Here is a 24,383-nt window from a genome sequence, read left to right on the forward strand (position 1 = left end):
TAAAAAGTATTAAAAAACTATTAAAAAAATAAAAAAAGTATTAAAAAAATAAAAAATAATAAAAATTAAATAAACTTGTATAAATTTTTGAGTTGTGATATAATACGCAAATAGAACAAGATAGGAAAAAGGAGAGAATAAAATGAAAAAAAAGATAGTTTCAGCTATTTTAGCGACAGCTTTAGTAGCATCAAGTTTAACAGGCTGTAGTTTTATGGGATTAGGTAATTCGTCACAAATCGAAGGAAGCAAAAAAAGCGATAAAGAGCTTGTAACAGAGGCTACAGAGTCAGTTCTTAAAGATTGCCAGAATGCAGATTATGATGCAATTCTTAAAGATATTGATTCATCAGCTAAAAATGATTTCAAAAACTTTAACATGGAGACAGCTGATAAAGCTTTTTATGCATCACTTGGAGCAGGTGCAGAAGCTTATGTAGGTGATGATATTAAAACAAAAGTAACTAACCTTTGGAAAAAATTCCAAAAAGATATGATTAAGTCTTACAAAGTTAAGAAAGTAACAATTAAAGACAAAGCAGCAGTAGTTGATTATGATGTTAAATATGCATTCACAGATAAAGAACTTGTTAGCGTTGTAACAGACAAAACTGTAATCAATGAGTTCAAAGAAGAGTGTGAAAAATATGGAACAGATCATGCAGCAGAAGTTCAGCAGATTTATTTAACAGAAGGTGAGACTGGTCTTTACAAAAAGATTTACAATGACTTACTTCCAAACTATATTGAAAAAGTATCAAACAAATATGATGATTCTAAGAGTGGATTTAAAGGTGATTCTTACATTTATCGTTTTAAATTAAAAATCAAAAACAATAAATGGGTTGTTACATCTTTAAAGAGTAATGAAACATCTAAGATGAAGAGCAAATAATTATTTTCAGTTGGCATAATAACATTTTTTTGCTAAAATATTATTATAAAGGTAAAGGAATGGGAGATGCTATGGAAAAGATAAAAGATATTATTACTACAACATATAAATATGATGATAAATATTTGATTGATGTAGTAGAAAATAAAGAAGAAGAATTTTTTGAGGCTTGGTTATATGGTAAAGAGAATACCCAGAAGTTAGCTATTTTAACTGTACCAACCACTAATATCGAATTTAAAGATATGGTTTTGACTGATTCAGCATTTTTAGCATTAGTTGATTCAAGTATTCATAATGAACATTTAATTGAGATGTATGAAGAAGTTTGTGGTGAAGAATAATTTGTTTCAAAAAATAATTTGAAAATCAAATAAAAATTAGGCAAAAAGCTGTAAGTTTAAAGAATTTATAAATTTTTTAGACTTACAGTTTTTTTTGTTTACAATAAAAAAAAAATGTCCGATAGCATAAATGTGAGAAGTGCAGGTATATGTAGGTTAAGCAGTGATTTAATTCAAAATTATAAATATTTTTAAGGAGATTTGCAATGAAGAGAACAGAAAAAATAACAAACACAACAAGCAACGAAACATTTAATGATGCGGTTAGATTTGAAAGGGCGTATATGTTTCCTTTTACACTTAACGAAAATGTATGGATCTGTTTTAGAGAAAAACAAAGAGCAGTAAGTGTTTTTGTTACTGATATTTCTATAAAAGGAATTCAATTAAGTGGAAGTTGGTATACGTGGGATGAGCTAGAAAAAAGCGGGGGAGTTTATGAATCTGAATTTGATGCGCTTCGTAGTATGAGTTAAGCTTGTTGTTTAGAAAAATTTATATCACAGGCAGGGAGGTTCGTGAAGTGGATAATAAGAATACAGTAAAGAAAAAAAGTAAATTATTGTATGGTATAAGGAAGAAATTCTTAGGAGTTTTGATACCAATTGTAGTTGTAGGATTTGCATTACTTTCGTACATAAGCTATAGAGAATCTAGTAAGTTTATGAATGATGAAGCAGAATCAAATGTTAAAGCTGTAGGTAGTGAAGCTGCAGTAATGCTTAGAGGTGAGATTTGTAGTAAAAAAATTTTGATCGAGAATTTAGCAAATTCTAAAAATTTTGCAAAAGCATCAATCGAAGATAAAATTCAAATGATGAAAGATGCAAAAGCAACAATTGGCGGAATAGCTATGATAGCATATAGTGATTTGAATGGTAATGCTACAGGTGATCAGGGCGAAAAAATGGAACGTGGAGATAGAGATTATGTAAAGGCAGTTTCATCCACAGGAAAGTCTTATATAACAGCACCATTCACATCAGGTACAACTGGTAAATTAATTATAGTAGTTGCTTATCCAGTGAAACAAGATTCAAAAACAGTAGGTATTGTATATGCAACAATTAATCTTGATACTTTATCTGAATTAGTAGGAAAGTATTCCTATAAAAAATCAGGATATGTTTATGTGGCTGATGAAGCCGGAATGTGTATTGGATTTAAACAAAAACCAGATAGAGTTGGAAAAATGGATTTAACTAAGACTGACGGTGAGGTTAAGATAAATGAGAGTTTAGTAGAAGCTTTTAAAGAAAGCGTTGCTAGTAAGAAAACTAATTCTACATATTATTATTCATCAGATGGAAAATATAACAAAGCAGTATTTACAATGGTAGATTTAGGTGAGAGATTATGGGTTACAGTAACAGTAACTCCTGTAAGTGAAATTGAAGAAAATTCAAAATTTTTATTTAGAAACATGTTGACAATTTCAATATTAATTATTATAGTCGCAATTGTTATTATTTCTGTATTTACTTCAAGAACAGTTCAACCAATCAAGGCTGTAACAAAGGTATTAAATAGAATGGGAGCGTTAGATTTTGTTTCTGTAGATGAATTAGAAAAAGTAAAGAACAGAAATGATGAGACAGGAGACATGGCTAATTCGCTAATCAGTATGGAGAAGGAAATGGTTAGTGTAATTAGTGATATTCAAAATCAAAGTGAAAGTTTATTTAATGCTTCTGAAGATTTACAGAAAAACACAAATGAAACAACGAGAACTTTTGGACATATAGAAAATGCTGTTTCTGAAATTGCCGATGGTGCAACAAGTCAGGCTGCAGAAACACAGTCAGCAACTGACAATGTTGTTGTTATAGGTGATATGATTAAAGAAACAAAGGCAAATGTAAACGATATAAATGAGGGTGCAGTTACAATTTCTGAAGCTAATAGTAAAGCTAATGAGGCATTGAAGGCCCTAAGTGATATTAATAGAAAAACTATTGAATCAATTAAGATGATTGCAAAACAAACAAAGACAACAAATGAGTCTGCTACAAAGATTAAAGATGCTGCAACATTGATTGCGGATATAGCAGATCAAACTAATTTGCTTTCTCTTAATGCATCAATTGAAGCTGCTAGAGCAGGAGATGCTGGAAAAGGATTTGCGGTTGTTGCATCTGAAATACAGCAGTTGGCAGATCAATCAAATACATCTGCACAACAAATTGATGTGGTTGTAAAACAGTTGATAGATGACTCTGATAAGTCTGTTAGAACAATGTCAGAAGTATCAGAAATTATTGATAAACAGTCTAAGTACATTGCTTCAACAACAGAAATATTTGAAAGCGTTGAGAATGGTGTAAAGAATTCTGTTGAGGGTATTAAAGCAATAAGTAAGAAGACTGAAGAATTAGATGAAGCTAGGGGAAATATTATAGATACAGTTCAAAATCTTACTGCTATTGCGGAAGAAAATGCAGCAGGAACAGAGCAGACTTCAGCAGCAGTAATTGAGGCTGACGCTATTATGAAAGATATTGCAAAGAGTGCGCAAGAATTAAAAGATATTGCAAATGTTTTAGATACAAGTATGAAGAAATTTAAGATTTAGAATGATTTAAGTAAGTATAAAATTTAAGTAAGTATAAAAAAGAATAAATACCTAAGATATGATATTAGAGTAATAAAGATAAAGGCCTTACAATTGTTAAAAATTGTAAGGCCTTTAAAGAAGATGTCAAAAGATAATTCCAAACTTAAAGAATATCATAAGAACACTATTTATATAGTATCAAATAAGTAGTCTCTGTTTCATCTGCTGTATATCTATCAGAATGTCTAACAGAAACATTGAATTTAATATCAATAACTTCTTTAACCTGGGAGCTATTTAAAAAAGCATTAATCTGCATTTCGATTTCTGAAAAAGGAATACTATCTTGAAATTTAAAATGTTTAACTTTCATACACTTTCCTCCATTATATTTAATATAAAAATCAAGAACTTCCGTTGCTAAATACTATATCGGATTATTATCAGAAAATTAAACTATAAAAAAAATAAAAAGAATTTAGTACTATATTTTATAAAAATTTCTAACAAGATTACAGTGAGTTTATAAATATTTTATAAAAGTAAAAAGACTATAAAATAGTATTAAATATAGCCGAAACGTATTGATTTTTATACAAAAAAGAAGTAGACTCAAAGTGTAACAAGATAAATATGTTTAAAGATGTTAGTTAGAAAGAAAGCAATGCAATAATGGAAAAGAGTTTTACAGAAGTCATTTTTAAAGAACCTATTATTGAATGGCTAAAGAGCCGAAGATTTTCTGATATAATCGGATTTTATTCAGATCAGGAGTTTATCAATAACTCAGCAATATTTATGGTAGATTTAGATGACAATAAACTTGTTAGAATGCATGTTGGTCAATTCGATAAGCTACGAGAAATTGCACCAGGAAAAAAGGCAGGTTATGATCAGATATTAGAGGCTGTAGTTGAACAATCAGTGCTGTTTACGAGTAAAGAAACAATCAGTTTATTTTTTAATAGACAAGTGTTATTTAATCGTTACAGACAGGGAATCAGATTTGATGAAGTTGAATTAGAGTGTCTTGTTAAATCAAAAGTTATTTGGATACATGCCAATTATATGTTATTCAAATCAGAAAATGATCACTTGTGTGCATACATTTTAGTAATGAATATTGAAGAATATCACAAACAAAAAGACAAAACAGCGTCAAGCTTTGCAAGGGAGATAAATCCGCTGACTAGTTTGCCAAATATGTTTTTTTTCAGACAGTTAGCTCCTAATGTGGTATGTCAAAATATTTATGAAAATAACTGTACAGCTTTTGTTCATTTAGATATTGATAACTTTAAAGCTTACAATGCAAGGTATGGTTTTTCAAAAGGTGATCAATTATTGAGGTATATAGCTGCTTCATTACAACACTTATTTTCAGAAGATTTAGTTGCCCATTTTGGACAAGACCACTTCGCGATTGTTACTAGAGAAGGAGGCATAGAGGAGAGGTTATTACATTTAGAAGATTATCTCAAATCTTATCCAAATGGCAATATGGTCCATATCAAATCAGGAGTCTACCTTATATCGGATGGTGAAGTTGATGTAAGTTTAGCATGTGATAGAGCTAAAATTGCATGTGACAGCATCAAAAAACAATTCGATCAATCAGTTAGATTTTTTGATGAAGAGTTATTAAGTGTATTAGAAAAGCAAAAATATATTATTGATAATATTGACAAGGCAATCGAGAGAGATGAATTAAAAGTGTATTATCAGCCAGTATTTAGTACTAAAACAGGAAAGTTAAGTGGATTTGAAGCTTTATCTAGATGGAATGATCAAAAATATGGTTTTTTATCTCCAGGCGAGTACATTGAAGTATTAGAAAAATACAGATTAATACACAAGATAGATATTCATATGATAAAGAGAATATGCAAAGATATAAAAAAATTAGCAGATTTATCGATACCGTATGTTCCAGTATCTGTTAATCTCTCTAGACTAGATTTTGAACTTTGTGATATAGCAAACGTAATTGAATCTGAAATTAAGAAAAATAATATACCAAGACATCTTTTACATATTGAAATCACTGAAAGTGTATTGACTGAAAATGCAGATGATTTACAAGAAAAAATTGAATTCTTTCAAACTAAGGGATACGAAGTTTGGATGGACGATTTTGGAAGTGGATATTCTTCACTCAATGTCCTAAAGGATTATAATTTTGACGTGCTAAAAATCGACATGCTTTTTCTGCGAGATTTTGAGTCAAATCCTAAGTCAAAAGAGATTGTCGCTTCTATCATAGAGATGGCAAAAAAACTTGGGATAGATACTTTAGTGGAAGGTGTTGAAACAAAAGAGCAATACGATTATTTAAAAGAGATAGGGTGTAACAAGGTGCAAGGATACTATCTAGGTAAGCCGAGCCCGTTTGACAAAAGATTGATATCGTTTATTGCTAAAAATGTAGAAAGTAAAAACCTGAAAGATACTAACAATTTAATATTGGAAAAAAGTGTAACAAAAAAACAAGATTCTATTATTACTCCTAGAATCTTAGCAACAAAATATCAGCGTGCGTTTGTTTAAGTAATTAAGTAAAGGCATGTAATACAACTGAATAATAGAAATTCACAATTGAATAAAAGAAATTCACAATTGAATAAAAGATTAGATAGATGTTAAATGAAAAACAGAACAATTAAATATAAACTTTGTGATATAATAGCGAATAGCTATAATAAGTTCGGAGTTTATATATATGGATCGGAAATTAATAAACTCTGCAAGTTGACGCAGATAAGAATTTATATGATTAAAAAAAAAAAATCGTTATTTAGATATGACGTGGAATAGAAAAACCAAATGATTACGAATAAAGAACAATAATTATAATAATAGAATAATTCATTTCAAGCGGCTCGTTCGAGCCGCTTTTTGATTTGCAAAAATTGTCAATATATAATAATGTCTAAAAAGCAGAAAATTTGACAATTAAAGAATTATTCTATACAATTGAAATATATCATATGCAGAAATGGCGGAATTGGCAGACGCGCAGGTTTCAGGTACCTGTAGTATTTTTTACTGTGTGGGTTCAAATCCCATTTTCTGCATTTAGTATTAGAAGAGATAGCCAACGTTTAGTGGCTATTTTTTTTATTGAATTATATTTAGTTTATAATATGCTAAAAAAAGAAAATGGCAAAATAGAGTAAAAAGCAACAAAATCCTATTTATATTTTTAAATATCTAATATATAATAGAAAAGTGAGGCATTATAGCTTCGTATGATTATATAAATAATTATATAAAAATAATATAAATTTTAATTTGCACTAAGTTGAATTTAGGAAAGGAACAAATAATGTTAGAGATTAAGGATATTACATATCAGGTAGAAGAAAATAATAAAAAAATTAATATCATTGATCATTTAAATCTAAATATAGAAGATGGTAAATTTGTTGTTATTACTGGTCCAAATGGTGGTGGTAAATCAACATTAGCCAAATTGATAATGGGTGTTAATGAAGTAACATCTGGTAAGATGATTTTTGATGGCGAAGATATTACGAATAAGAGTATCACAGAAAGAGCAAAGTTAGGAATAAGCTATGCATTCCAACAGCCAGTTCATTTTAAAGGTATTAAAGTAATTGATCTTCTTAGATTGGCAGCGGGAGAAAATCTTTCAGTGTCAGCAGCTTGCGAGTATTTATCAAAAGTAGGTTTATGCGCAAAAGATTATGTTAATCGTGAAGTGAATGCATCGTTATCTGGTGGAGAATTGAAACGTATAGAAATAGCTACTGTTTTAGCAAGGGGAACTAAATTTACAGTATTTGATGAACCTGAAGCAGGAATAGATTTATGGAGTTTCCAAAATCTAATTAAAGTCTTTGAGAATATCAGAGAATCTATTAATGGTACAATTCTTATTATTTCTCATCAAGAAAGAATTTTAAGTATTGCAGATGAGATAGTTGTAATCGAAGATGGACATGTAAAAAAACAAGGAACTAAAGAAGAAATTCTTCCAGAAATTTTAGGTACATCTTCAGCAGCTAAAGTTGCATGTGATAAGCTTATGTAAGGAGAGGGATTAATATGTTAGATGAAATTCAAAAGCAAATTCTAGAGGAAGTTGCAGATTTACATAAAGTTCCAGATGGAGCATATAATATTAGAGCTAATGGTAAATCAGCTGGAAGAAATACAACAGCTAATATCGATATCGTTACTAAAGAAGATAAAAGTGGAATTGATATTATTATTAAACCAGGTACAAAGAATGAAAGTGTGCATATTCCAGTTGTCTTAAGTGAAGCAGGAATTAAAGAAGTTGTTTATAATGATTTTTATGTTGGTGAAGGTTCAGATGTAACAATCGTTGCAGGATGTGGAATTCATAACTGTGGTAATCAAGATTCGCAGCATGATGGAGTACATAGATTTTTCGTTGGCAAAAATGCAAAAGTTCGCTACGTAGAAAAGCACTATGGACAAGGTGAAGGAACAGGTAAAAAAATATTAAATCCTGTAACTGAAGTATATCAAGAAGCAGGTAGCTATGTTGATATGGAAATGGTTCAAATTAAAGGTGTAGATTCTACAATAAGAACAACTAAGGCTGAATTAGCAGAGGATGCAACACTTATTGTTCATGAAAGATTAATGACACATGCTGATCAAAAGGCTAGTAGTATTTATACAGTAGAATTAAACGGAGAAAATTCAAGTACAGATATTATTTCTAGATCTGTAGCCAAAAATGAATCAGAACAAATTTTTGAGGCTGCTATTGTAGGTAATACAGTATGTAGCGGTCATGCTGAATGTGACGCTATTATCATGGATAAAGCACACGTTGTAGCAATACCTAAATTAGATGCTAAAAACGTTGATGCAGCACTTATTCATGAAGCAGCAATTGGTAAAATAGCAGGCGATCAGTTAATTAAACTTATGTCTCTTGGTTTGACAGAACAAGAAGCAGAAGAACAAATTATTTCAGGATTTTTAAAATAAGAATATGAAAAAAAGAAATATAATACATATTTCTGATTTATCAGATGAAAGAATAAAAAAATACATCAAGTATAACGAAAATCAGTTAACACACATATATGAACCTGATTTGGGTGTTTTCATTGCAGAAAGTGCCAAGGTAATAAAAAGAGCGTTAGATGCAGGATATCAGCCAGAGAGTTTTCTAATTGAAGAAGGATACTTAGATGAAAGTTCAGATAGTGTAGCAGTTCGTGAAGTAAGTGAAATTATTGAGCTTTCGCCAGAGGTACCGATTTTTACTGCTAGTAAAGAAGTATTATCAAATATTAGAGGATTTGTTGTAACTAGAGGTGTTTTGAGTGTTTTGCGAAGAAAAGAAAAAACTAAGGTCGAAGATATTATTGCTTCACAAAGAAGAATAGTAATTCTAGAAAGTGTTGTAAATCCAACTAATATTGGTTCGATTTTTAGATCAGCAGCAGCGTTAGGTATGGAGAGTATAGTGTTAACGAGAGATTGTTGTGATCCGTTATACAGACGTTCAGCAAGGGTGAGTATGGGAACAGTATTCCAGATTCCTTGGACGTATTATGATGAAAAAAATAAAAATTACGAACATTACATTGATCAGTTGCATGATTTAGGATATAAAGTTGTTGCTATGGCATTAAACGATCAATCTAAAGATATTACAGACCCTATTTTTGAAAAACAAGATAAGCTTGCAATTATAATGGGAAGTGAAGGAAATGGTTTATCTGAGGCAACTATCAAAAAGTGTGATTTTGTAATTAAAATTCCTATGTATCATGATGTAGATTCATTAAATGTTGCAGCAGCAAGTGCGGTAGCTTTTTGGGAATTAAGAGTAAAAAATAAATAAACACATATGATACAAAAATGTTATAAAGTTATAACATCAAGGAATATTATTAGGTAATATTATAAAGGAAAATAAAATGGCCCCTTGAGTAAATTGAAACGACACCTAAAAGTTAGACTTTTTGGTCATCTCAAAATTATTTACTTAAGGGGCTTTTAAGATTATATAATAATTCTACTCTTCTCAAGTACAATTTTTAGTCGTCTTAATCCATTTTCTAAGGAAGCGTCATTATCTAGGTTAGATAATGAAACTCTTATATAATGTTCATTATTTTTATTTGTTGAACCGCAAACAAAACGATCTGAGTGGTAAATTTTAAGCCCTTTTGATAACATGTAGTCTTCTATTTGTTTGCCAGGCTTGTTGCTAGAAATAGGGAGCCATCTGTAAAAACTAAGTGGATGCCCTTTTTTAGGAGCATATGGAAATATATCATTAAATAATTGGTTCCTTATTTTGGCAGTTTCAAGTTTCTTTGTGACAATTTCATCTGCAATATTATTCATAATTAAACTACTTACTAACTGAACGTTAAACGATGAAGTTTTTACATTTACAGCAAAAAGAGCGTTTAAAATCCTTTCTCGAAATGGATTGCTGTATATTAAATAAGCAACTCTTAAACCAGAGCAAATCGATTTTGAAAGACTGCAAATATACACACTTTGATCAGGTGCATATCGTGACATTGGTCCCATGTAGTTAGGTATTATGTCCGAATTTAAAAATGCATGGATATCATCTTCTATAAGTATTAAATTATATTTTTTAACTATTTCAGCGAGTTGTCTTTTTCTAAAATCTGTTGTTACAACTGTCGTAGGGTTATTGCACGACGGAACAATAAATAATCCACGTAATCTTTTTTTCTTAGCGTGAGCTTCTAATTCTTCTGGAATTATTCCATTATTATCACTTTTGATAGGTATAAGTTTTATATTTAACATTTTTGCAAGTGTGATAAAATTTGGATAAGTAAAGCAATCTACAGCAATATAATCGCCAGGTGAAAATAGTGCAAGTAAGGTTATTGTTAAGGCATTTTGGGTTCCGGCTGTGATTGCAATATTATCGATTGAAGGATAGCATTTAATTTTTTCAAGCCAAGAAAGTGCTGCTTTTTTATGGGAGATAAGTCCAGTTGGATCCTCATATGTTAAAAGAGCAGGAAAAGAATTCTTTTTATAAGCCTGAGGTAAATGTTTATAAATAATAGAGTTATATTGTTCAAAAGAACTAACAAATCCAAAATCGATAATTTGAGATGGAGTATTTTCTAAAGAAATAGTAATTTTATTTGAAGCACTTGGAGAAACGAAAGTGCCTCTTCCAGTTTCAGCATAAATTAGTCCTTTTAATTCACATAATTTATATGCTCTTGTGACCGTTGTAAAATTTATATCAAGATAGTCTGCAAGTTCTCGCTGTGGTGGTAATAAAGTGTTCGGAAGAAGCACTCCACCGATTATATCTTTTTCAAGAAGTCCGGCGAGAGACTTATAAATAGGCTTTTTTATATTTTTTTTATCTGGTTTCCATGACAAAAAATAATCGTCAAAAGAATTAATAGGCATTTTATGGTCCTCCGTCATTTTAATAATTAAATTGTAATCCATACAATTTAATTGTTGATTGTATGTAAATATAATGATACGATTGATTCTGCAAAAAGTAAAGAGATTAGAAAAGAGGTAACAAAAATTGAGAATAAAAGCATTAAAAGCGGCATTTCCACAGACAATTCCTATTTTTGCAGGATTCTTGTTTTTGGCAATGACGTTAGGAATATATATGGTAAAATTAGGATTTCCAGCGTGGATTCCTATTTTAACGAGTGCGGTTGTATTTGCAGGATCAGTAGAATTTATAGCAGCTAATCTTATGCTTGGAATTTTTAATCCAATACAAGCTATAACGCTTGCAATTATGGTCAATGCACGACATTTATTTTACGGAATATCTATGCTTGATAAGTATCGTGGCATTGGTAAGAAAAAATTATATGTGATTTTTGGAATGTGTGATGAAACTTTTTCCATAAACTATACAGCTGATATACCTGAAGATGTCGATAGAGGATGGTTTTTATTTTGGGTGACAGTATTGAATCATATGTATTGGATTTTTGGGGCTTCAATTGGAGCGCTTTTTGGAAGTATTTTAAAATTTAACACTAAAGGGTTAGATTTTGTAATGACAGCGATGTTTATTGTGATTTTTATGAATCAGTGGGGGAAAGAAGACAATCACATAAGTGCAATTATTGGAGTTGTTGTATCGGCTATGTGTTTGATTTTTTTAGGAAAAACTCAATTCATTATTCCTTCGATGATTCTTATAGTTTTGATTTTAACAGGTATGAAAAAATATATAGTGAGGTAACATTATGACATTATTTCAAAAATTAATAATAATTTCTGTTGTTTCAGTAGGAACGATGATAACTAGATTTACACCATTTATTTTATTTCCAGCAGGAAAAGAAACTCCTAAATACGTGAAATATTTGGGATCGGTTTTACCGGCAGCAGTTTTTGGATTGTTAGTCGTTTATAGTTTAAAAGATGTTCACGTATTAACGGGAACACACGGAATTCCAGAAATGCTAGCATCATTAGTTGTGATTGGATTGTATTATTGGCGTAAAGATATGTTACTTCCAATAGCAGGTGGAACAATTTTTTATATGTTTTTAGTTCAATGTGTTTTATAAGTAAAAGCTAGATTATAGTTAGATATAAGGAAAAGATTATAGAGTTAAACAGAATTGTTGAAATAGTAAAGAGAAGTCAGTAGATATATTTAAGGATATATTTATTGACTTTTTTTTGTTAGATGCATATAATTATATTAAAAATACCCCGATGGGGTATATGAAGTTGCGTAAAATTAAAGAGTAGAGGTGAATTATATCATGCCAAATTTAAATAATAAAAAAGAAATAGAGTCAGAATTAAAAAAATGTTGTTGTTCAGAAAACAAATTAGAAAGTGGCAACACAGTTGAATCAAATAGTGAAGAATTGATTGTAACCGGCAAGACAAAGAAGAGAACAGAAAAAGAATTTAAGGATTTATACAACAGACTTTCTCGCATAGAGGGACAAGTTCGAGGCGTTAAAAAGATGGTAGAAAAAGAAGCTTATTGTGTAGATATTTTAACTCAAGTTTCGGCCATTACATCAGCACTTAACAGTTTTAACAAGGTTTTATTATCTAATCATATTAAGAGTTGTGTAATACAAAACGTCAAAGAAGGTAACGAAGAGGTTATAGATGAGTTAGTAAAAACAATTCAAAAACTAATGAAATAATTTTTAAATGTTTAAGCAATACATGGAAAGGAGGAATTATTTCAATGGAAAAATATAAAGTTGAAGGCATGACGTGTGCTGCATGTGTTGCTCATGTCGAAAAAGCCGTTAAAAAAGTTGAAGGAGTTAATGAGGTTACAGTAAGTTTATTGACAAATTCAATGGAAATAGATGGAGATGTTAATGAAGCAGAAATATGTAAAGCAGTTGAAGATGCTGGGTATCACGCTTATAAAAGAGAAAGTAACCTAAACAGTGATAGCCAAAGTAGTAGCAGTCAAATAGGATACGGCATACAAGCTGATATAAGAGATGACTTTAAGGATACGACCACTCCAAAGCTGAAAAAAAGACTATCTTTTTCCGTTTTGTTTTTACTGCCTTTAATGTATTTTTCGATGGGCCATATGATGTTTGGTTTCCCGTTACCTTATTTTATGATTGACAATCATATCGCAATCGGAATTACACAGATGCTTTTAGCAATTATTGTAATGTTTATAAATAGAAACTTTTTTATCTCGGGATTAAAAAGTACGATGCATGGCACACCAAATATGGATACTTTAGTGGCAATGGGATCAGGAATATCATTTATGTATTCAGTAATTGTGCTTTATGGAATGACATATTATGTTTCGATTTCTGAAAAATATAAGGCTGCTAAGTTGATGGATAATCTATATTTTGAGTCAGCAGCAATGATATTATCACTCATTACAATTGGTAAAACGTTAGAATCCTATTCAAAAGGTCGAACAACAGATGCAATAAAGGGGCTTATTGAGTTAATACCACAGAAAGCAACTGTTATTAAAGATGGAAAAGAAATAATAATTGATGCATCCGATGTTAAAAAAGATGATATTTTTTTAGTCAGACCTGCAGAAAAAATACCTGTGGATGGTATAATTATATCAGGTGAAAGTGCAATAGATGAATCGGCACTCACAGGTGAAAGTATTCCAGTTGATAAAGGAAGTGGAGCCGAAGTTTCGGTTGGAACAATAAACATCTCTGGTGTTATAAAGTGTAAGGCAATAAGAGTGGGACAAGACACTAGTTTATCTAAAATGATAGAAATGGTAAGTCAATCGGCAGCAAGTAAAGCACCTATCGCTAAAATAGCAGACAAAGTTGCAGGAATTTTTACTCCGGTCGTACTTGTGATAGCGCTAATCACTGCATTTGTATGGTTTTTTGGGTTACAGGCAGACGTGGGAACAGCCCTTACGCATGCAATTACAGTGCTTGTAATAAGTTGCCCTTGTGCATTAGGATTAGCAACCCCGGTAGCGATAATGGTTGGAAATGGAATTGGTGCCAAAAATCAGATTTTATATAAAACTTCCACAGCGCTAGAAACAGTAGGTCGAGCAACAACTGTGATTTTAGATAAAACAGGAACGATTACAGAAGGCAAACCTAAGGTAACCGATATTATCTTAAATGGGAATGCCTCAAAGAATTTTTCTAAAGAGGATTTGTTACAGATTGCATTTTTATTAGAAAAAGATTCAAAACATCCATTAGCGCAGGCAATTGTAAATTATTGCCAAACTAAGGAAAATAAGGGATGTGTGAAGGACGAAAGTCATTTGATAACCGAATATGAAGAAATGTCTGGAAGCGGAATAAGAGCAAGAATAAACGGTGTGATGTATTATGCAACAAAAGGCGAATATGTTAAAAAGCACATAGTTGATTCAAAAAAGTATGAAGATTTTATATTACAAAATAATGTAGATGAGTTATTATTAATGGGTAAAACTCCATTGTTTTTCTCTAGGGAAGACGAAATATTAGGTGTTATTTTAGTGTCTGATACAGTTAAAGAGGATAGTGCTAGGGCCATTAATGGGCTTAAAAAAATGGGATTAAAAGTGGTTATGTTAACTGGTGATAATGCTAAAACAGCAGAATATATTGCCCAAACAGCAGAAGTTGATGAGGTGATTTCAGATGTTATGCCAATTCAAAAAGCAGATGTTGTAAAAGAGTACAAACACTCAGGCGAAGTAGTTGTAATGGTTGGCGATGGTATAAACGATGCCTTGGCGTTAACAGAGGCTGATGTTGGTTTAGCAATTGGTGCTGGAACGGATATCGCAATTGAGGCGGCTGATGTTGTCTTGGTAAATAGTAGCCTTTCTGATGTTGTTTCTGCAATACAACTAAGTAAAAAAGTAATAAGTAACATTCATGAAAATCTTTTTTGGGCATTTATTTATAATATCATTGGAATTCCGCTTGCAGCAGGTGTATGGATCGGCATCACAGGGTGGACATTAACGCCAATGTTTGGAGCAGCAGCAATGAGCTTATCTAGCTTTTGCGTATGTATGAATGCGTTAAGATTAAATTTGGTAACTAAAAAACTTTTTTCGAGTCAAAAAAATAATAAGCAAACTTTAGAAACAAATACAACGCAAGAAATATCAGAAAAAACACAGGAAACAAATATTACACAAAATAATTATGAAAAAAATAAAGAAAAGGAAGGTATAAGTAAAATGACAAAAACATTTAAAGTAGAAGGAATGATGTGTCACAACTGTGAGAATCATGTAAAGAAGGCATTAGAAAAAATCGATGGAGTAGAAAGCGTGGTTGCAAGTCACGAAAAAGGAACAGTAGAAGTGACATTAACAAAAGAAGTGGATGATAACACATTATGCGAGGCAATAAAAGAAGAAGGATATGAGCCAAAGGCGTAAAAGATAATAAAAAGAATATATGCTGATTAAAAGTTATATTGAATTTCGGAGAGAGAGCAAAAATCAGATTGTTTTAGTGCTTGATGGAATTTGATATAACTTTTTTTGTGGGAAAATTGAGTGGATTTTGAGATTAAAATTTACAATTAATGGGGGAAAAAATGAGAGTCCGAATTATTGGACAGATATAGTGTTAAAGTTAAATGTAAGGGGCCCTAAAATGAAAAATTAAACCTGTAATATATAAAAAGGTAAGACGATAATAAAAAAAATGAAAAAAAAATAATTTATACTTGCATTTGAATTTTATAAGGTGTATATTTAAAGAGTAGATAATAGGTTGAAAAGAGAAGTGAAGATTTTATTACTTCACATTAAAAAATATAAAGGAGGAACAATGAAGATTACTATGGTATTTCGACTTGAAAAGTCGGAAATAAATAAGGATTGGCGAAGATTATTTCTTTCGTATCTAAAGGCGAGAATAGAAGAGGAAAATGAAGAATATTTCGAAAGCATGTATTCTGAGGGAAAAACTATTCAGAAACCATTTTGTTTTTGGGGTTTTTTACCAGGTTTGAAGTTTGAAGATGATGTAGCAAAGATACAGGGACATGAAGTTAAATTTTATGTGTCTTCGACTGACATAAAGTTTTTATTTATGTTAAATAATGCCTGCTTGAAAGAAAAAAATAAAAAGTATCCTCTAGCAAATAAAAATTATATGTGTTTGGTAGATAGTAAAATTTCAAAAACAAAGGAAATTGACGAAAGTGAAATAATTATCAAAATGTTATCTCCTTTAGTTTGCCGAAAACACAATAGAGAAACAAATAGAGATTTATATTTTTTGCCAGAGGAAGAAGGTTTCGAAGAAACTCTTAATGACATTCTTCAAAAAAAATTTTATTCTTCAACTGATGTACCAAAGATAGAGGTTTTGAAAACAAAAAAAGTTGTAATAAAGGCATATAGTGCAAATATTCCATCAAGTTTAGGAGTGTTTAGATTAAAAGGAAATATTGCACAACTAAATGAGTTGTACTTAAATGGTTTGGGAAGTAAGACAGCATCTGGCTTTGGAAAATTTGAACTTATTAATTAGAAAGGAGAAAAAATGATAGAGATACTTGAAAATGATAGGTATAACCGAAGAATATTTCCATCAGATTGGAGATATTCAGCGGCAATTGTGGGAATAAAATCTTTTTTTGATTATTGTAAAATTGTTGGAAGAACTGTTGAATATGAATTGACAGAAAATTATATGGATTATAATTTCCAAGATTTAGATTTAAATGATTCTAATGAAGAAGTTTATCATGTTTTTTTAGATTTTGTGGAGGAAAGATACTCAAAATATTTAGCACATTGTATTTTAGAAAGAATTTTGCATAATGAAGAAATAGATGATGAAAGTATTAAACTTGCAAAATCCAAATTGAGTAATCCAACAATTTGTAAAAAGGTTTTTAAAAATTTAAAGGATCCACAAAAAGATAGAGAAGAAATTCTGAGCAGAATTAAAGATAATAGATATGATCTTATTGCGGAAACTTATAATAAAGCAAAATCTATGTATGTCCAATTTATTCATGATGGATGTTTTAGAAAAACTCAAAAAGATATGGGAGGCATATCTAGATTAGATGGTTACTATGTTGATTTAGGAAAAAAGAAAAAATCACTTGGATATAATTTTGATTTCAAGAATGCTGTATTTTGTGATGAATTTGAGTTTGAATTTATTCCATTTGCGTTTACGAATACAAGAAAAGCTTATTTTGTAAACTGTAGCTCTGATTGTAGATTATTATATAAAGCTAATAAGAATCTTTTTGTTACAATTGAAGAAAAAGCTAATAATAGAAACATTTCAGAAGTTTTTGTTATAAAAAAAGTTTCTGATTATCTAAAATATGATGTTGAAATTTTAACTAAAGAGATAGGCAAACCATATGAAAGTTTAATGTTAAGAAGGAACGCTATTGATATTTTCAGAAGTATAGATGAAAAAAAATGCCAAAAAATCAATAGAAAAATAAAACGTGGAGAAGAGTATATAGATATATCTGAAATTGTATCAGAATCCATAATTGAAAATATTAAATTAGATAATTTAATAATTCAAGTTATGAAGGATAATGTGGATTTTACAGATCAACTAATCAAAATAAATATAAAAATATATGAAGGAGAAAAAAATATGGAAAAAAACACATATTTTGCAAGCAAAACTGCTGGTGAAGTGGTCAAAGTTTTTGTTCAAAGAAATAGTAAAAATAAGATAACAAGCTATAGACAAAAACTAATTTCAGCTTTGAATTTTAAAGATTATGAAAGGTTTAATACCATATTGTTACAACTATCGTCATATTCAGGTGTTCCGTTTGAGTTCGCATATGACTTATTTGACGATTTTGAGAACAATAAAAATATTGCATTTACATTTGTAAATGCCTTAAGTGAAAAAAATTTATATGATAAAGAAGAAAAAGGAGAGTAAAATATTATGGCTAATAGTATTACAATTACTATAATTTCGAATATGACTTCGAATTATTCAGAAGGATTAGGAAATATTTCCACAGTACAAAAGGTATTTAAAAATGGAAAAACATACGCAATTCGATCTAAAGAAAGTTTAAAAAATTCAATCATGGTACAAAGTGGCTTTTATGATGATTTAAAAGTTGATGTAGACGGAGCTACTCAAAAGGATGTTTCGGAAGAAAAAAATGCAACTAACTGTAGAGCTTTAGAAGGCGGTTACATGAACACAAAGAATGATACAGTTATAAGAAATAGTTCATTTTATGTCACAGATGCAGTAGCATGCGCAGAATATGTAAATGAAACAAGATTCCATAATAATTTGTATATGGCACAGACATATGCGAAAGCAAATGATTTAAATTTACAGACAGAAGCTAGTAAGTGTGGCTTGATGCCTTATCAATATGAATATGATAAATCTTTGAAACAGTATAGTTTTACAGTAGATTTAGACATGATAGGAACTGATGCAAATTATGAAGGCCAAGAAGCAAGTGCAGAAGAAAAGGCTGATAGAGTAATTTCTCTATTAGAAGCAATAGAAAATTTAAGTTTAGTTGTAAAAGGTAATCTTGATAATGCTGAACCTATTTTTGCAGTGGGAGGTATTTCAAACAGAGCAACACATTATTTTGAAAATGTTGTTAAAGTACAGAACAATAGATTAGTTATAACCGACTCGCTAAAAGAAAGATTATCTGGAAACTTTAAAGTAGGATTTCAGGATGGAAGCAGTATTGAAAATGCTGATGAAATACGTGAAAGCTTAAAACCGGAGTCGATTGGTAAAATGTTTAAAGAAATAAAGGATGATGTAAGAAAATTCTATGGGGTGTAATTTATGAAAACATTAAGAATAATTCTTTATCAAAGTCAAGCAAATTACAGAAGGGAAGAGACAATTGATAATAAAATGACTTATCCTTTACCACCAATGTCGACTGTAATTGGTGCTGTTCATGCAGCATGTGGATATGAAAAATATCATCCAATGGATATTAGTATTCAAGGGTGCTATGGATCTAAACAAAAAAGGATTTATAGATATAACGAATATTTAAATTCAACTATGGATGATAGGGGAATTCTAGTGAAGATGAAGAATTCCTCTATGTTATCTCAAGCACATGAAATTGTTTCCGAGGCATTAAAACAAGGCGCTTCTCACGAAAAAGAAGTTAAGACAGTAGTTCATAATAGAGAATTACTAGAAGAATATAAAAAATTAAGAAAGAATAGAAAGGATATTGATGACGAAATAAAAAGTCACAAAAATGCGGATAAGGAAACTTTAAATAACTTAAAAAATAAAAAGAAAAACTGTCAAGCTAAATTAGACAACTTTGCAACGTTAAATAGATCGATAAAATCTTATGAAGTTCTTTATGATGTTAAGTTGATTATTCACATCAGAGCAGATGATGCTGTGGTTGAGGATATTTTAAAAAATGTTTATAATATCAAATCTATTGGAAGGAGTGAGGATTTTGTTGATATCCAGGAAGCTAAAATAGTGGAATTATTTGATGAGATTGATTGTGACGAAATTGCTAATGATTCCAATGAAAAAAAATTAACTGGATATGTATCTAGTAAGGCAGTTTCTGAGGATGTAATAATACCTAACGAGAGAAGTGAAGGTATAAGAGTTGGTGGAACTAAGTTCTATTTAAATAAAAATTATTATATAAAAAATGGTAAAAGAATATTTGAAAAAAAATGGGTAGTATATTCTAGCAATTATAAGATAGATGATGAGTCAGAATTAGGCGATGATACGAACGTCTATTATGATGGAACTTATATAGTTAGTTTCTTATAAACACTAAATCTTGCTTATGGTGTATTACATATCATGAGCAAGATTTTTTAGGAAGGAAAAATATGGAAAAAATAAATTTAAATCTTTTAGCAAAAAGTAATCCAGAATTAACAATTAGACAGCATACAGATGATGTTATAGAATGTGCTAAAATTTTAAGTGACAATTATAAAATGGATAAAAAAATAAGAGAATTATTATTTAAATCATGTGAATATCATGATTATGGTAAGTTTAATGAAGAATTTCAAAACAGAATAAAAAATGGGGGAAAATTTAATGATGAAAAAGAATTACCACATAATTTTTTGTCAATTTTCTTCATCGATAAAAATGATTTTGATAACGAAGAAGAGTATTATATTGTTTGTTATTCCGTTTTGTATCATCATAGTTTTAGAAATGAATCAGTCAATGATTTAGTACTAGACAAAAAAACATTAAAAAATAGTTTGTTAGAATGTGTCGAACATTTTAATGTAAAGAGGAGAGACTTTAAAAAAATTGAAGCTGTAAGAAATATAAATAAAACAATATTAGTTAAAGGATTATTAAATCGATGTGATTATGCTGCAAGTGCAGGAAACATTGTAGAAATAAATAATAATTTTTTGCTATCTAAAATAGATGGTATGTTGAATGAGTGGAAAGAAGTTAACGAGAATGCAAAATGGAATAATATGCAAGAATTTTGTATGGAAAATGCAGATAAAAATTTAATGATAACGGCTGCAACAGGTATGGGAAAAACAGAGGGATCTTTATTATGGCTAGGAGATAATAAAGGTTTTTATGTTTTGCCGTTGAGGAGTGCGATAAATAGTATATTTTTGAGAGTTGTGAATGATATTTTAAAAGGTGAGGAGATCGAAAATCGTGTAGCTTTATTACATTCAGATAACTTAGGATTCATTGCAATACAAGAAGAAAAAAGTTTATCAGAAATAGATTTAAAGACATATAAATCAAAATCGAAACAATTTGCAATGCCAATAACTATTTCTACACCAGATCAATTATTTGATTTTGTTTTTAAAACAGATAATTATGAAATGAAACTTGCAACTTTGGCAAATTCAAAGGTAATAATAGATGAAATACAAGCATATGATGCTACGATGTTATCGTATTTAATAAAAGGAATTCATGACATAATGGAGTTAGGTGGAAAGATTGCAATTTTTACAGCCACATTACCTCCGTTTGTGAAAGAATTGTTGATGAAGGATTGTAATAATAATACGTATGATTTTACAATTGGTGAATTCAATCCAGATTCGGTCAGACACAATTTGAAAACATTAAATGAAGAATTAAATGTAGATAGAATAGTAAAAAAAGCAAATGAAAACTATTTAGAAAAGAAGAGTAATAAAATACTTGTAATCTGTAATACAGTAAAAAAAGCTCAAGAAGTATTTGATTCCTTAAAAGAAAGCATCCAAAACGAAGAAATTGAAATAAAAATGTTGCACTCAAAATTTATTAAAAAGGATAGGACAAAGCTTGAAAAAGAGATAGGACAAGATGGTAAAACTGAAGTATCAAAAAATGTAATTTGGGTTGCAACTCAAATTGTTGAAGCAAGTTTAGATATTGACTTTGACTATTTGTATACAGAATTATCCGATTTAAATGGTTTGTTTCAAAGACTTGGAAGATGTAATAGAAAAGGAAGAAAGAATACGAATGATACAAATTGTTTCGTCTTTACAGAAATTTTTGAGAATATTATAAATAGATCAGGAGATAAGGGATTTATAGACGGAACATTATATGATTTAAGTAAGGAGGCTATAAATGGTTGGGATGGATCAATTTCAGAAAAGCAAAAAGTAGATCTTATTAATACTTTTTTTACAATGGATAAGTTGAAAAAAAGTAATTATATGAAAATATATAGGTCATCGGAAATGAACTTATATGAAATGGATGTTAATGAACTTAGTAGTGAGGAAAAAGCAAAGAAATTTAGAAACATCATTTCATATACTATTATTCCAACAGATGTTTATAATAGTCAAAAAGATTATATTGATGAATTACTTCAAAAAATAAAAAGTATAAAAGTTAATAATCAAAATGATTGGAAAGAATATCAAAAATGTATTGATGTAATTAATGAATTAACGGTTGATGTTGGATTATATGATATGGGGTGTTTTAGTAGTGAGGTAGTTGAGACTGAGTTTGACTTAACACAATATCAAAAAATTTATGTATTAAAATGCAATTATGATGCCGTTAGAGGATATAGTAGAGTATCTAGAGACGAAAGTAATAGTAGTTTAGAAGACGATTACGGAGTATTCATTTAAAAAGGAGGCAAATAATGAATGACAATGAACTTAGAGTGACTGGTTTGATGTTTTATTATTACTGGGTATGTGATAGAAAATTGTGGTATTTTTACAATAATATTTGCATGGAACAGAATAATGAAAATGTCGCTCTAGGAAAATTACTAGACGAAAAGACGTATTCTAAAGAAAAAAAACATATTAATATTGATAATGTTATCAATATTGATTTTATAGAAAAAGATAATATTTTACATGAAATAAAGAAATCAAAGAAAATTGAAGAAGCAAGTATATGGCAATTAAAATATTATCTATACTATTTAAAACAAAAAGGTGTTTACGGGCTAGTTGGAAGGATTGATTATCCTTTGCTCAAACAAACTAAAGAGGTTAAACTTCTTGACTCAGATGAAGTTATAATTGAAAAAGTGCTAGATAATATAAAAAAAATAATATTAGAAGAAAAACCTAGAAGCCTGTATAAAAAAGCTATATGCAAAAATTGCTCATATTATGATTTGTGTTACATATAGAAAGGAACAAGATGAAAAGAAGCTTTTATTTATATAGTGAGGGTCAATTAGAAAGGCATGATAATACAATACGTTTTATATATAATGAAAATGATAGAAAAGATATTCCGATAGAGCAGGTATCTGAAATATACGTGATGAATCAAATGAACTTTAATATGCCTTTTTTAAACCTGCTTTCGCAGAATAATGTTATAATGCATTTATTTAATTATTATGATTATTATATTGGCAGTTTCTATCCAAGAGAGTCCTTATTGTCAGGAAAAGCTATTGTTAAACAAGTTGAAACATATACAGATAAGGAAAAACGCTTAAATCTAGCAAAAGCTTTGTTAGAAGCTTCTTCATATAATATATATAGAAATTTAAGGTATTATAACGGAAGAGGCAAAGAATTAGATTTTGCTATGAAACGTATTTTAGAATTAAGAAATCAAATTATTAAGTGTAGGTCTATTCAAGAATTAATGGGAATAGAAGGAAATATTAGAAAATGTTATTATGAACAATGGGAAGCAATAATTAATAACAAATTTCCATTTAAGCAAAGAATAATGCATCCTCCAGACAATGAAGTAAATAGTTTGATATCATATGTAAATAGTTTGATATATACAAAAACTTTATCGCAAATATATAAAACACAATTAAATCCAACAATTAGTTTTTTACATGAACCTGGTGAAAGAAGGTTTTCATTGTGTTTGGATTTGTCAGAAATATTTAAACCACTTATAGGGGACAGGTTGATTTTTTCTCTAATAAATAAAGGGCAGATAACTGATAAATCGTTTGATAAAGGACTAAATGGTTTACATTTAACCAAAAGAGCTTCACAAACAATTTTACAATCGTTAGACGAAAGAATGAAAAAGACTATTTTTCACAAAGAATTGAATAAAAATGTTTCATATGAATATTTAATAAGGCTAGAGGCATATAAACTTGTGAAGCATATTTTTGGAGAAAAAGAATATAAAGGATTTGAAATGTGGTGGTAAAAAAATGTATGTAGTTTTGATATATGACATACCATTAGAAGATGGTGGGGCTCGCATACAGCGTAATGTTTTTAAAATATGTAAAAAATATTTGTTTCATATTCAATTGTCAGTTTTTGAGGGGGATATTTCAAAAGTTCAACTGAAACAGTTAAAAAACGAATTGGATAAATATATACGAAAAGAAAAAGATTCAATAATTGTTTTTAAAAGTAGAGAAAAGAGATGGCTTGAAAAAGAATTTTATGGGAAGGTTGATGATATTACAGATAATTTTCTTTGAATTGTCGATGTGCGATATCATAAAAAAGTCTATAGATAGACAATACTGTAAATTAGCAAAATAACCTTATAGAAGTAATAATTTCTTGAATAAAGTTGATGACGACAACGAGCATAGACAAAATATATAATTGAAAAGTTTGAAAATACTATGCTATAATTGTTACGGGTATTAATTGAACCAAAGTGGAATGTAAAGACAA

General features: G+C 29.6%; 22 protein-coding genes and 1 tRNA gene. 21 read left to right on the forward strand and 2 right to left on the reverse strand.

Annotated elements, in window-relative coordinates:
• Positions 1-142 precede the first annotated feature (142 nt).
• The 4 genes from BMY79_RS05600 to BMY79_RS05615 all read left to right on the forward strand — a co-directional run bounded on the left by BMY79_RS05600 (position 143) and on the right by BMY79_RS05615 (position 3,811).
• Entirely contained in the window at positions 143-895 is a 753-nt protein-coding gene (locus BMY79_RS05600; protein ID WP_074730548.1) for a hypothetical protein, read from the forward strand.
• 71 nt (positions 896-966) lie between these two features.
• On the forward strand, positions 967-1,239 hold the full coding sequence (locus tag BMY79_RS05605; RefSeq protein WP_029067249.1) for a hypothetical protein: 273 nt from the start codon (positions 967-969) through the stop codon (positions 1,237-1,239).
• Positions 1,240-1,445: 206 nt separating this feature from the next.
• Positions 1,446-1,715: a hypothetical protein gene (locus tag BMY79_RS05610; RefSeq protein WP_074730549.1), complete on the forward strand. Its 270-nt coding sequence runs from the start codon at positions 1,446-1,448 to the stop codon at positions 1,713-1,715.
• A 47-nt stretch (positions 1,716-1,762) separates the two neighbouring features.
• Positions 1,763-3,811 carry a methyl-accepting chemotaxis protein gene (locus BMY79_RS05615; protein WP_074730550.1) on the forward strand — a complete coding sequence of 683 codons (2,049 nt, stop codon included), beginning with the start codon at positions 1,763-1,765 and terminating at the stop codon, positions 3,809-3,811.
• Positions 3,812-3,977: 166 nt separating this feature from the next.
• Here BMY79_RS05615 and BMY79_RS05620 read toward each other — a convergent pair whose 3' ends face one another.
• Positions 3,978-4,166, reverse strand: coding sequence for a sporulation protein Cse60 (locus tag BMY79_RS05620; RefSeq protein ID WP_074730551.1), 189 nt, complete (start codon positions 4,164-4,166; stop codon positions 3,978-3,980).
• A 299-nt stretch (positions 4,167-4,465) separates the two neighbouring features.
• Here BMY79_RS05620 and BMY79_RS05625 point away from each other — a divergent pair, with 299 nt between their 5' ends.
• The 5 genes from BMY79_RS05625 (at position 4,466) to BMY79_RS05645 (ending at position 9,647) form a co-directional block, all read left to right on the forward strand.
• Positions 4,466-6,340: a putative bifunctional diguanylate cyclase/phosphodiesterase gene (locus BMY79_RS05625; protein ID WP_022748687.1), complete on the forward strand. Its 1,875-nt coding sequence runs from the start codon at positions 4,466-4,468 to the stop codon at positions 6,338-6,340.
• Positions 6,341-6,782: 442 nt separating this feature from the next.
• Positions 6,783-6,867, forward strand: a tRNA-Leu gene (locus tag BMY79_RS05630).
• A 251-nt stretch (positions 6,868-7,118) separates the two neighbouring features.
• Positions 7,119-7,847 (forward strand): ABC transporter ATP-binding protein, encoded by a 729-nt coding sequence (locus BMY79_RS05635; RefSeq protein WP_022748686.1) that lies wholly within the window; start codon positions 7,119-7,121, stop codon positions 7,845-7,847.
• Between the two features lie 14 nt (positions 7,848-7,861).
• Positions 7,862-8,782, forward strand: coding sequence for a SufB/SufD family protein (locus tag BMY79_RS05640; protein ID WP_022748685.1), 921 nt, complete (start codon positions 7,862-7,864; stop codon positions 8,780-8,782).
• 4 nt (positions 8,783-8,786) lie between these two features.
• Positions 8,787-9,647 (forward strand): TrmH family RNA methyltransferase, encoded by an 861-nt coding sequence (locus BMY79_RS05645; RefSeq protein WP_074730552.1) that lies wholly within the window; start codon positions 8,787-8,789, stop codon positions 9,645-9,647.
• Between the two features lie 161 nt (positions 9,648-9,808).
• Here the strand turns inward: BMY79_RS05645 and BMY79_RS05650 are convergent, their stop codons facing one another.
• Complete coding sequence (locus tag BMY79_RS05650; RefSeq protein ID WP_074730553.1) at positions 9,809-11,224, reverse strand: aminotransferase-like domain-containing protein; 1,416 nt, start codon at positions 11,222-11,224, stop codon at positions 9,809-9,811.
• Between the two features lie 127 nt (positions 11,225-11,351).
• On the opposite strand from BMY79_RS05650, the gene BMY79_RS05655 reads away from it, so the two are divergent.
• The 12 genes from BMY79_RS05655 to cas2 all read left to right on the forward strand — a co-directional run bounded on the left by BMY79_RS05655 (position 11,352) and on the right by cas2 (position 24,181).
• Entirely contained in the window at positions 11,352-12,032 is a 681-nt protein-coding gene (locus BMY79_RS05655; RefSeq protein ID WP_022748681.1) for an AzlC family ABC transporter permease, read from the forward strand.
• Positions 12,033-12,036: 4 nt separating this feature from the next.
• Positions 12,037-12,363, forward strand: coding sequence for a branched-chain amino acid transporter permease (locus BMY79_RS05660; protein ID WP_074730554.1), 327 nt, complete (start codon positions 12,037-12,039; stop codon positions 12,361-12,363).
• 201 nt (positions 12,364-12,564) lie between these two features.
• A complete protein-coding gene (locus tag BMY79_RS05665; RefSeq protein ID WP_083383482.1) occupies positions 12,565-12,963 on the forward strand; it encodes a metal-sensing transcriptional repressor in 399 nt (132 codons plus the stop codon).
• 44 nt (positions 12,964-13,007) lie between these two features.
• Positions 13,008-15,680: a heavy metal translocating P-type ATPase gene (locus BMY79_RS05670; protein ID WP_074730555.1), complete on the forward strand. Its 2,673-nt coding sequence runs from the start codon at positions 13,008-13,010 to the stop codon at positions 15,678-15,680.
• Positions 15,681-16,077: 397 nt separating this feature from the next.
• Positions 16,078-16,785 carry a CRISPR-associated endoribonuclease Cas6 gene (gene cas6, locus BMY79_RS05675; protein ID WP_074730556.1) on the forward strand — a complete coding sequence of 236 codons (708 nt, stop codon included), beginning with the start codon at positions 16,078-16,080 and terminating at the stop codon, positions 16,783-16,785.
• 12 nt (positions 16,786-16,797) lie between these two features.
• Entirely contained in the window at positions 16,798-18,186 is a 1,389-nt protein-coding gene (cas8a1, locus tag BMY79_RS05680; RefSeq protein ID WP_074730557.1) for a type I CRISPR-associated protein Cas8a1/Csx8, read from the forward strand.
• Between the two features lie 6 nt (positions 18,187-18,192).
• A complete protein-coding gene (gene cas7i / locus BMY79_RS05685; RefSeq protein ID WP_074730558.1) occupies positions 18,193-19,074 on the forward strand; it encodes a type I-B CRISPR-associated protein Cas7/Cst2/DevR in 882 nt (293 codons plus the stop codon).
• A 3-nt stretch (positions 19,075-19,077) separates the two neighbouring features.
• Positions 19,078-20,058: a CRISPR-associated protein Cas5 gene (cas5, locus tag BMY79_RS05690; RefSeq protein WP_074730559.1), complete on the forward strand. Its 981-nt coding sequence runs from the start codon at positions 19,078-19,080 to the stop codon at positions 20,056-20,058.
• A 62-nt stretch (positions 20,059-20,120) separates the two neighbouring features.
• Positions 20,121-22,376, forward strand: a complete 2,256-nt coding sequence (locus tag BMY79_RS05695) for a CRISPR-associated helicase/endonuclease Cas3 (RefSeq protein ID WP_074730560.1) — start codon at positions 20,121-20,123, stop codon at positions 22,374-22,376.
• 14 nt (positions 22,377-22,390) lie between these two features.
• Positions 22,391-22,894 carry a CRISPR-associated protein Cas4 gene (locus BMY79_RS05700; protein WP_022748669.1) on the forward strand — a complete coding sequence of 168 codons (504 nt, stop codon included), beginning with the start codon at positions 22,391-22,393 and terminating at the stop codon, positions 22,892-22,894.
• 11 nt (positions 22,895-22,905) lie between these two features.
• Positions 22,906-23,898: a type I-B CRISPR-associated endonuclease Cas1b gene (gene cas1b / locus BMY79_RS05705; protein ID WP_074730561.1), complete on the forward strand. Its 993-nt coding sequence runs from the start codon at positions 22,906-22,908 to the stop codon at positions 23,896-23,898.
• 4 nt (positions 23,899-23,902) lie between these two features.
• Positions 23,903-24,181, forward strand: a complete 279-nt coding sequence (gene cas2 / locus BMY79_RS05710; RefSeq protein ID WP_027429977.1) for a CRISPR-associated endonuclease Cas2 — start codon at positions 23,903-23,905, stop codon at positions 24,179-24,181.
• Positions 24,182-24,383: the final 202 nt, after the last annotated feature.

The organism is Lachnobacterium bovis (assembly GCF_900111325.1).
Taxonomy (GTDB): Bacteria; Bacillota; Clostridia; order Lachnospirales; family Lachnospiraceae; genus Roseburia; species Roseburia bovis_A.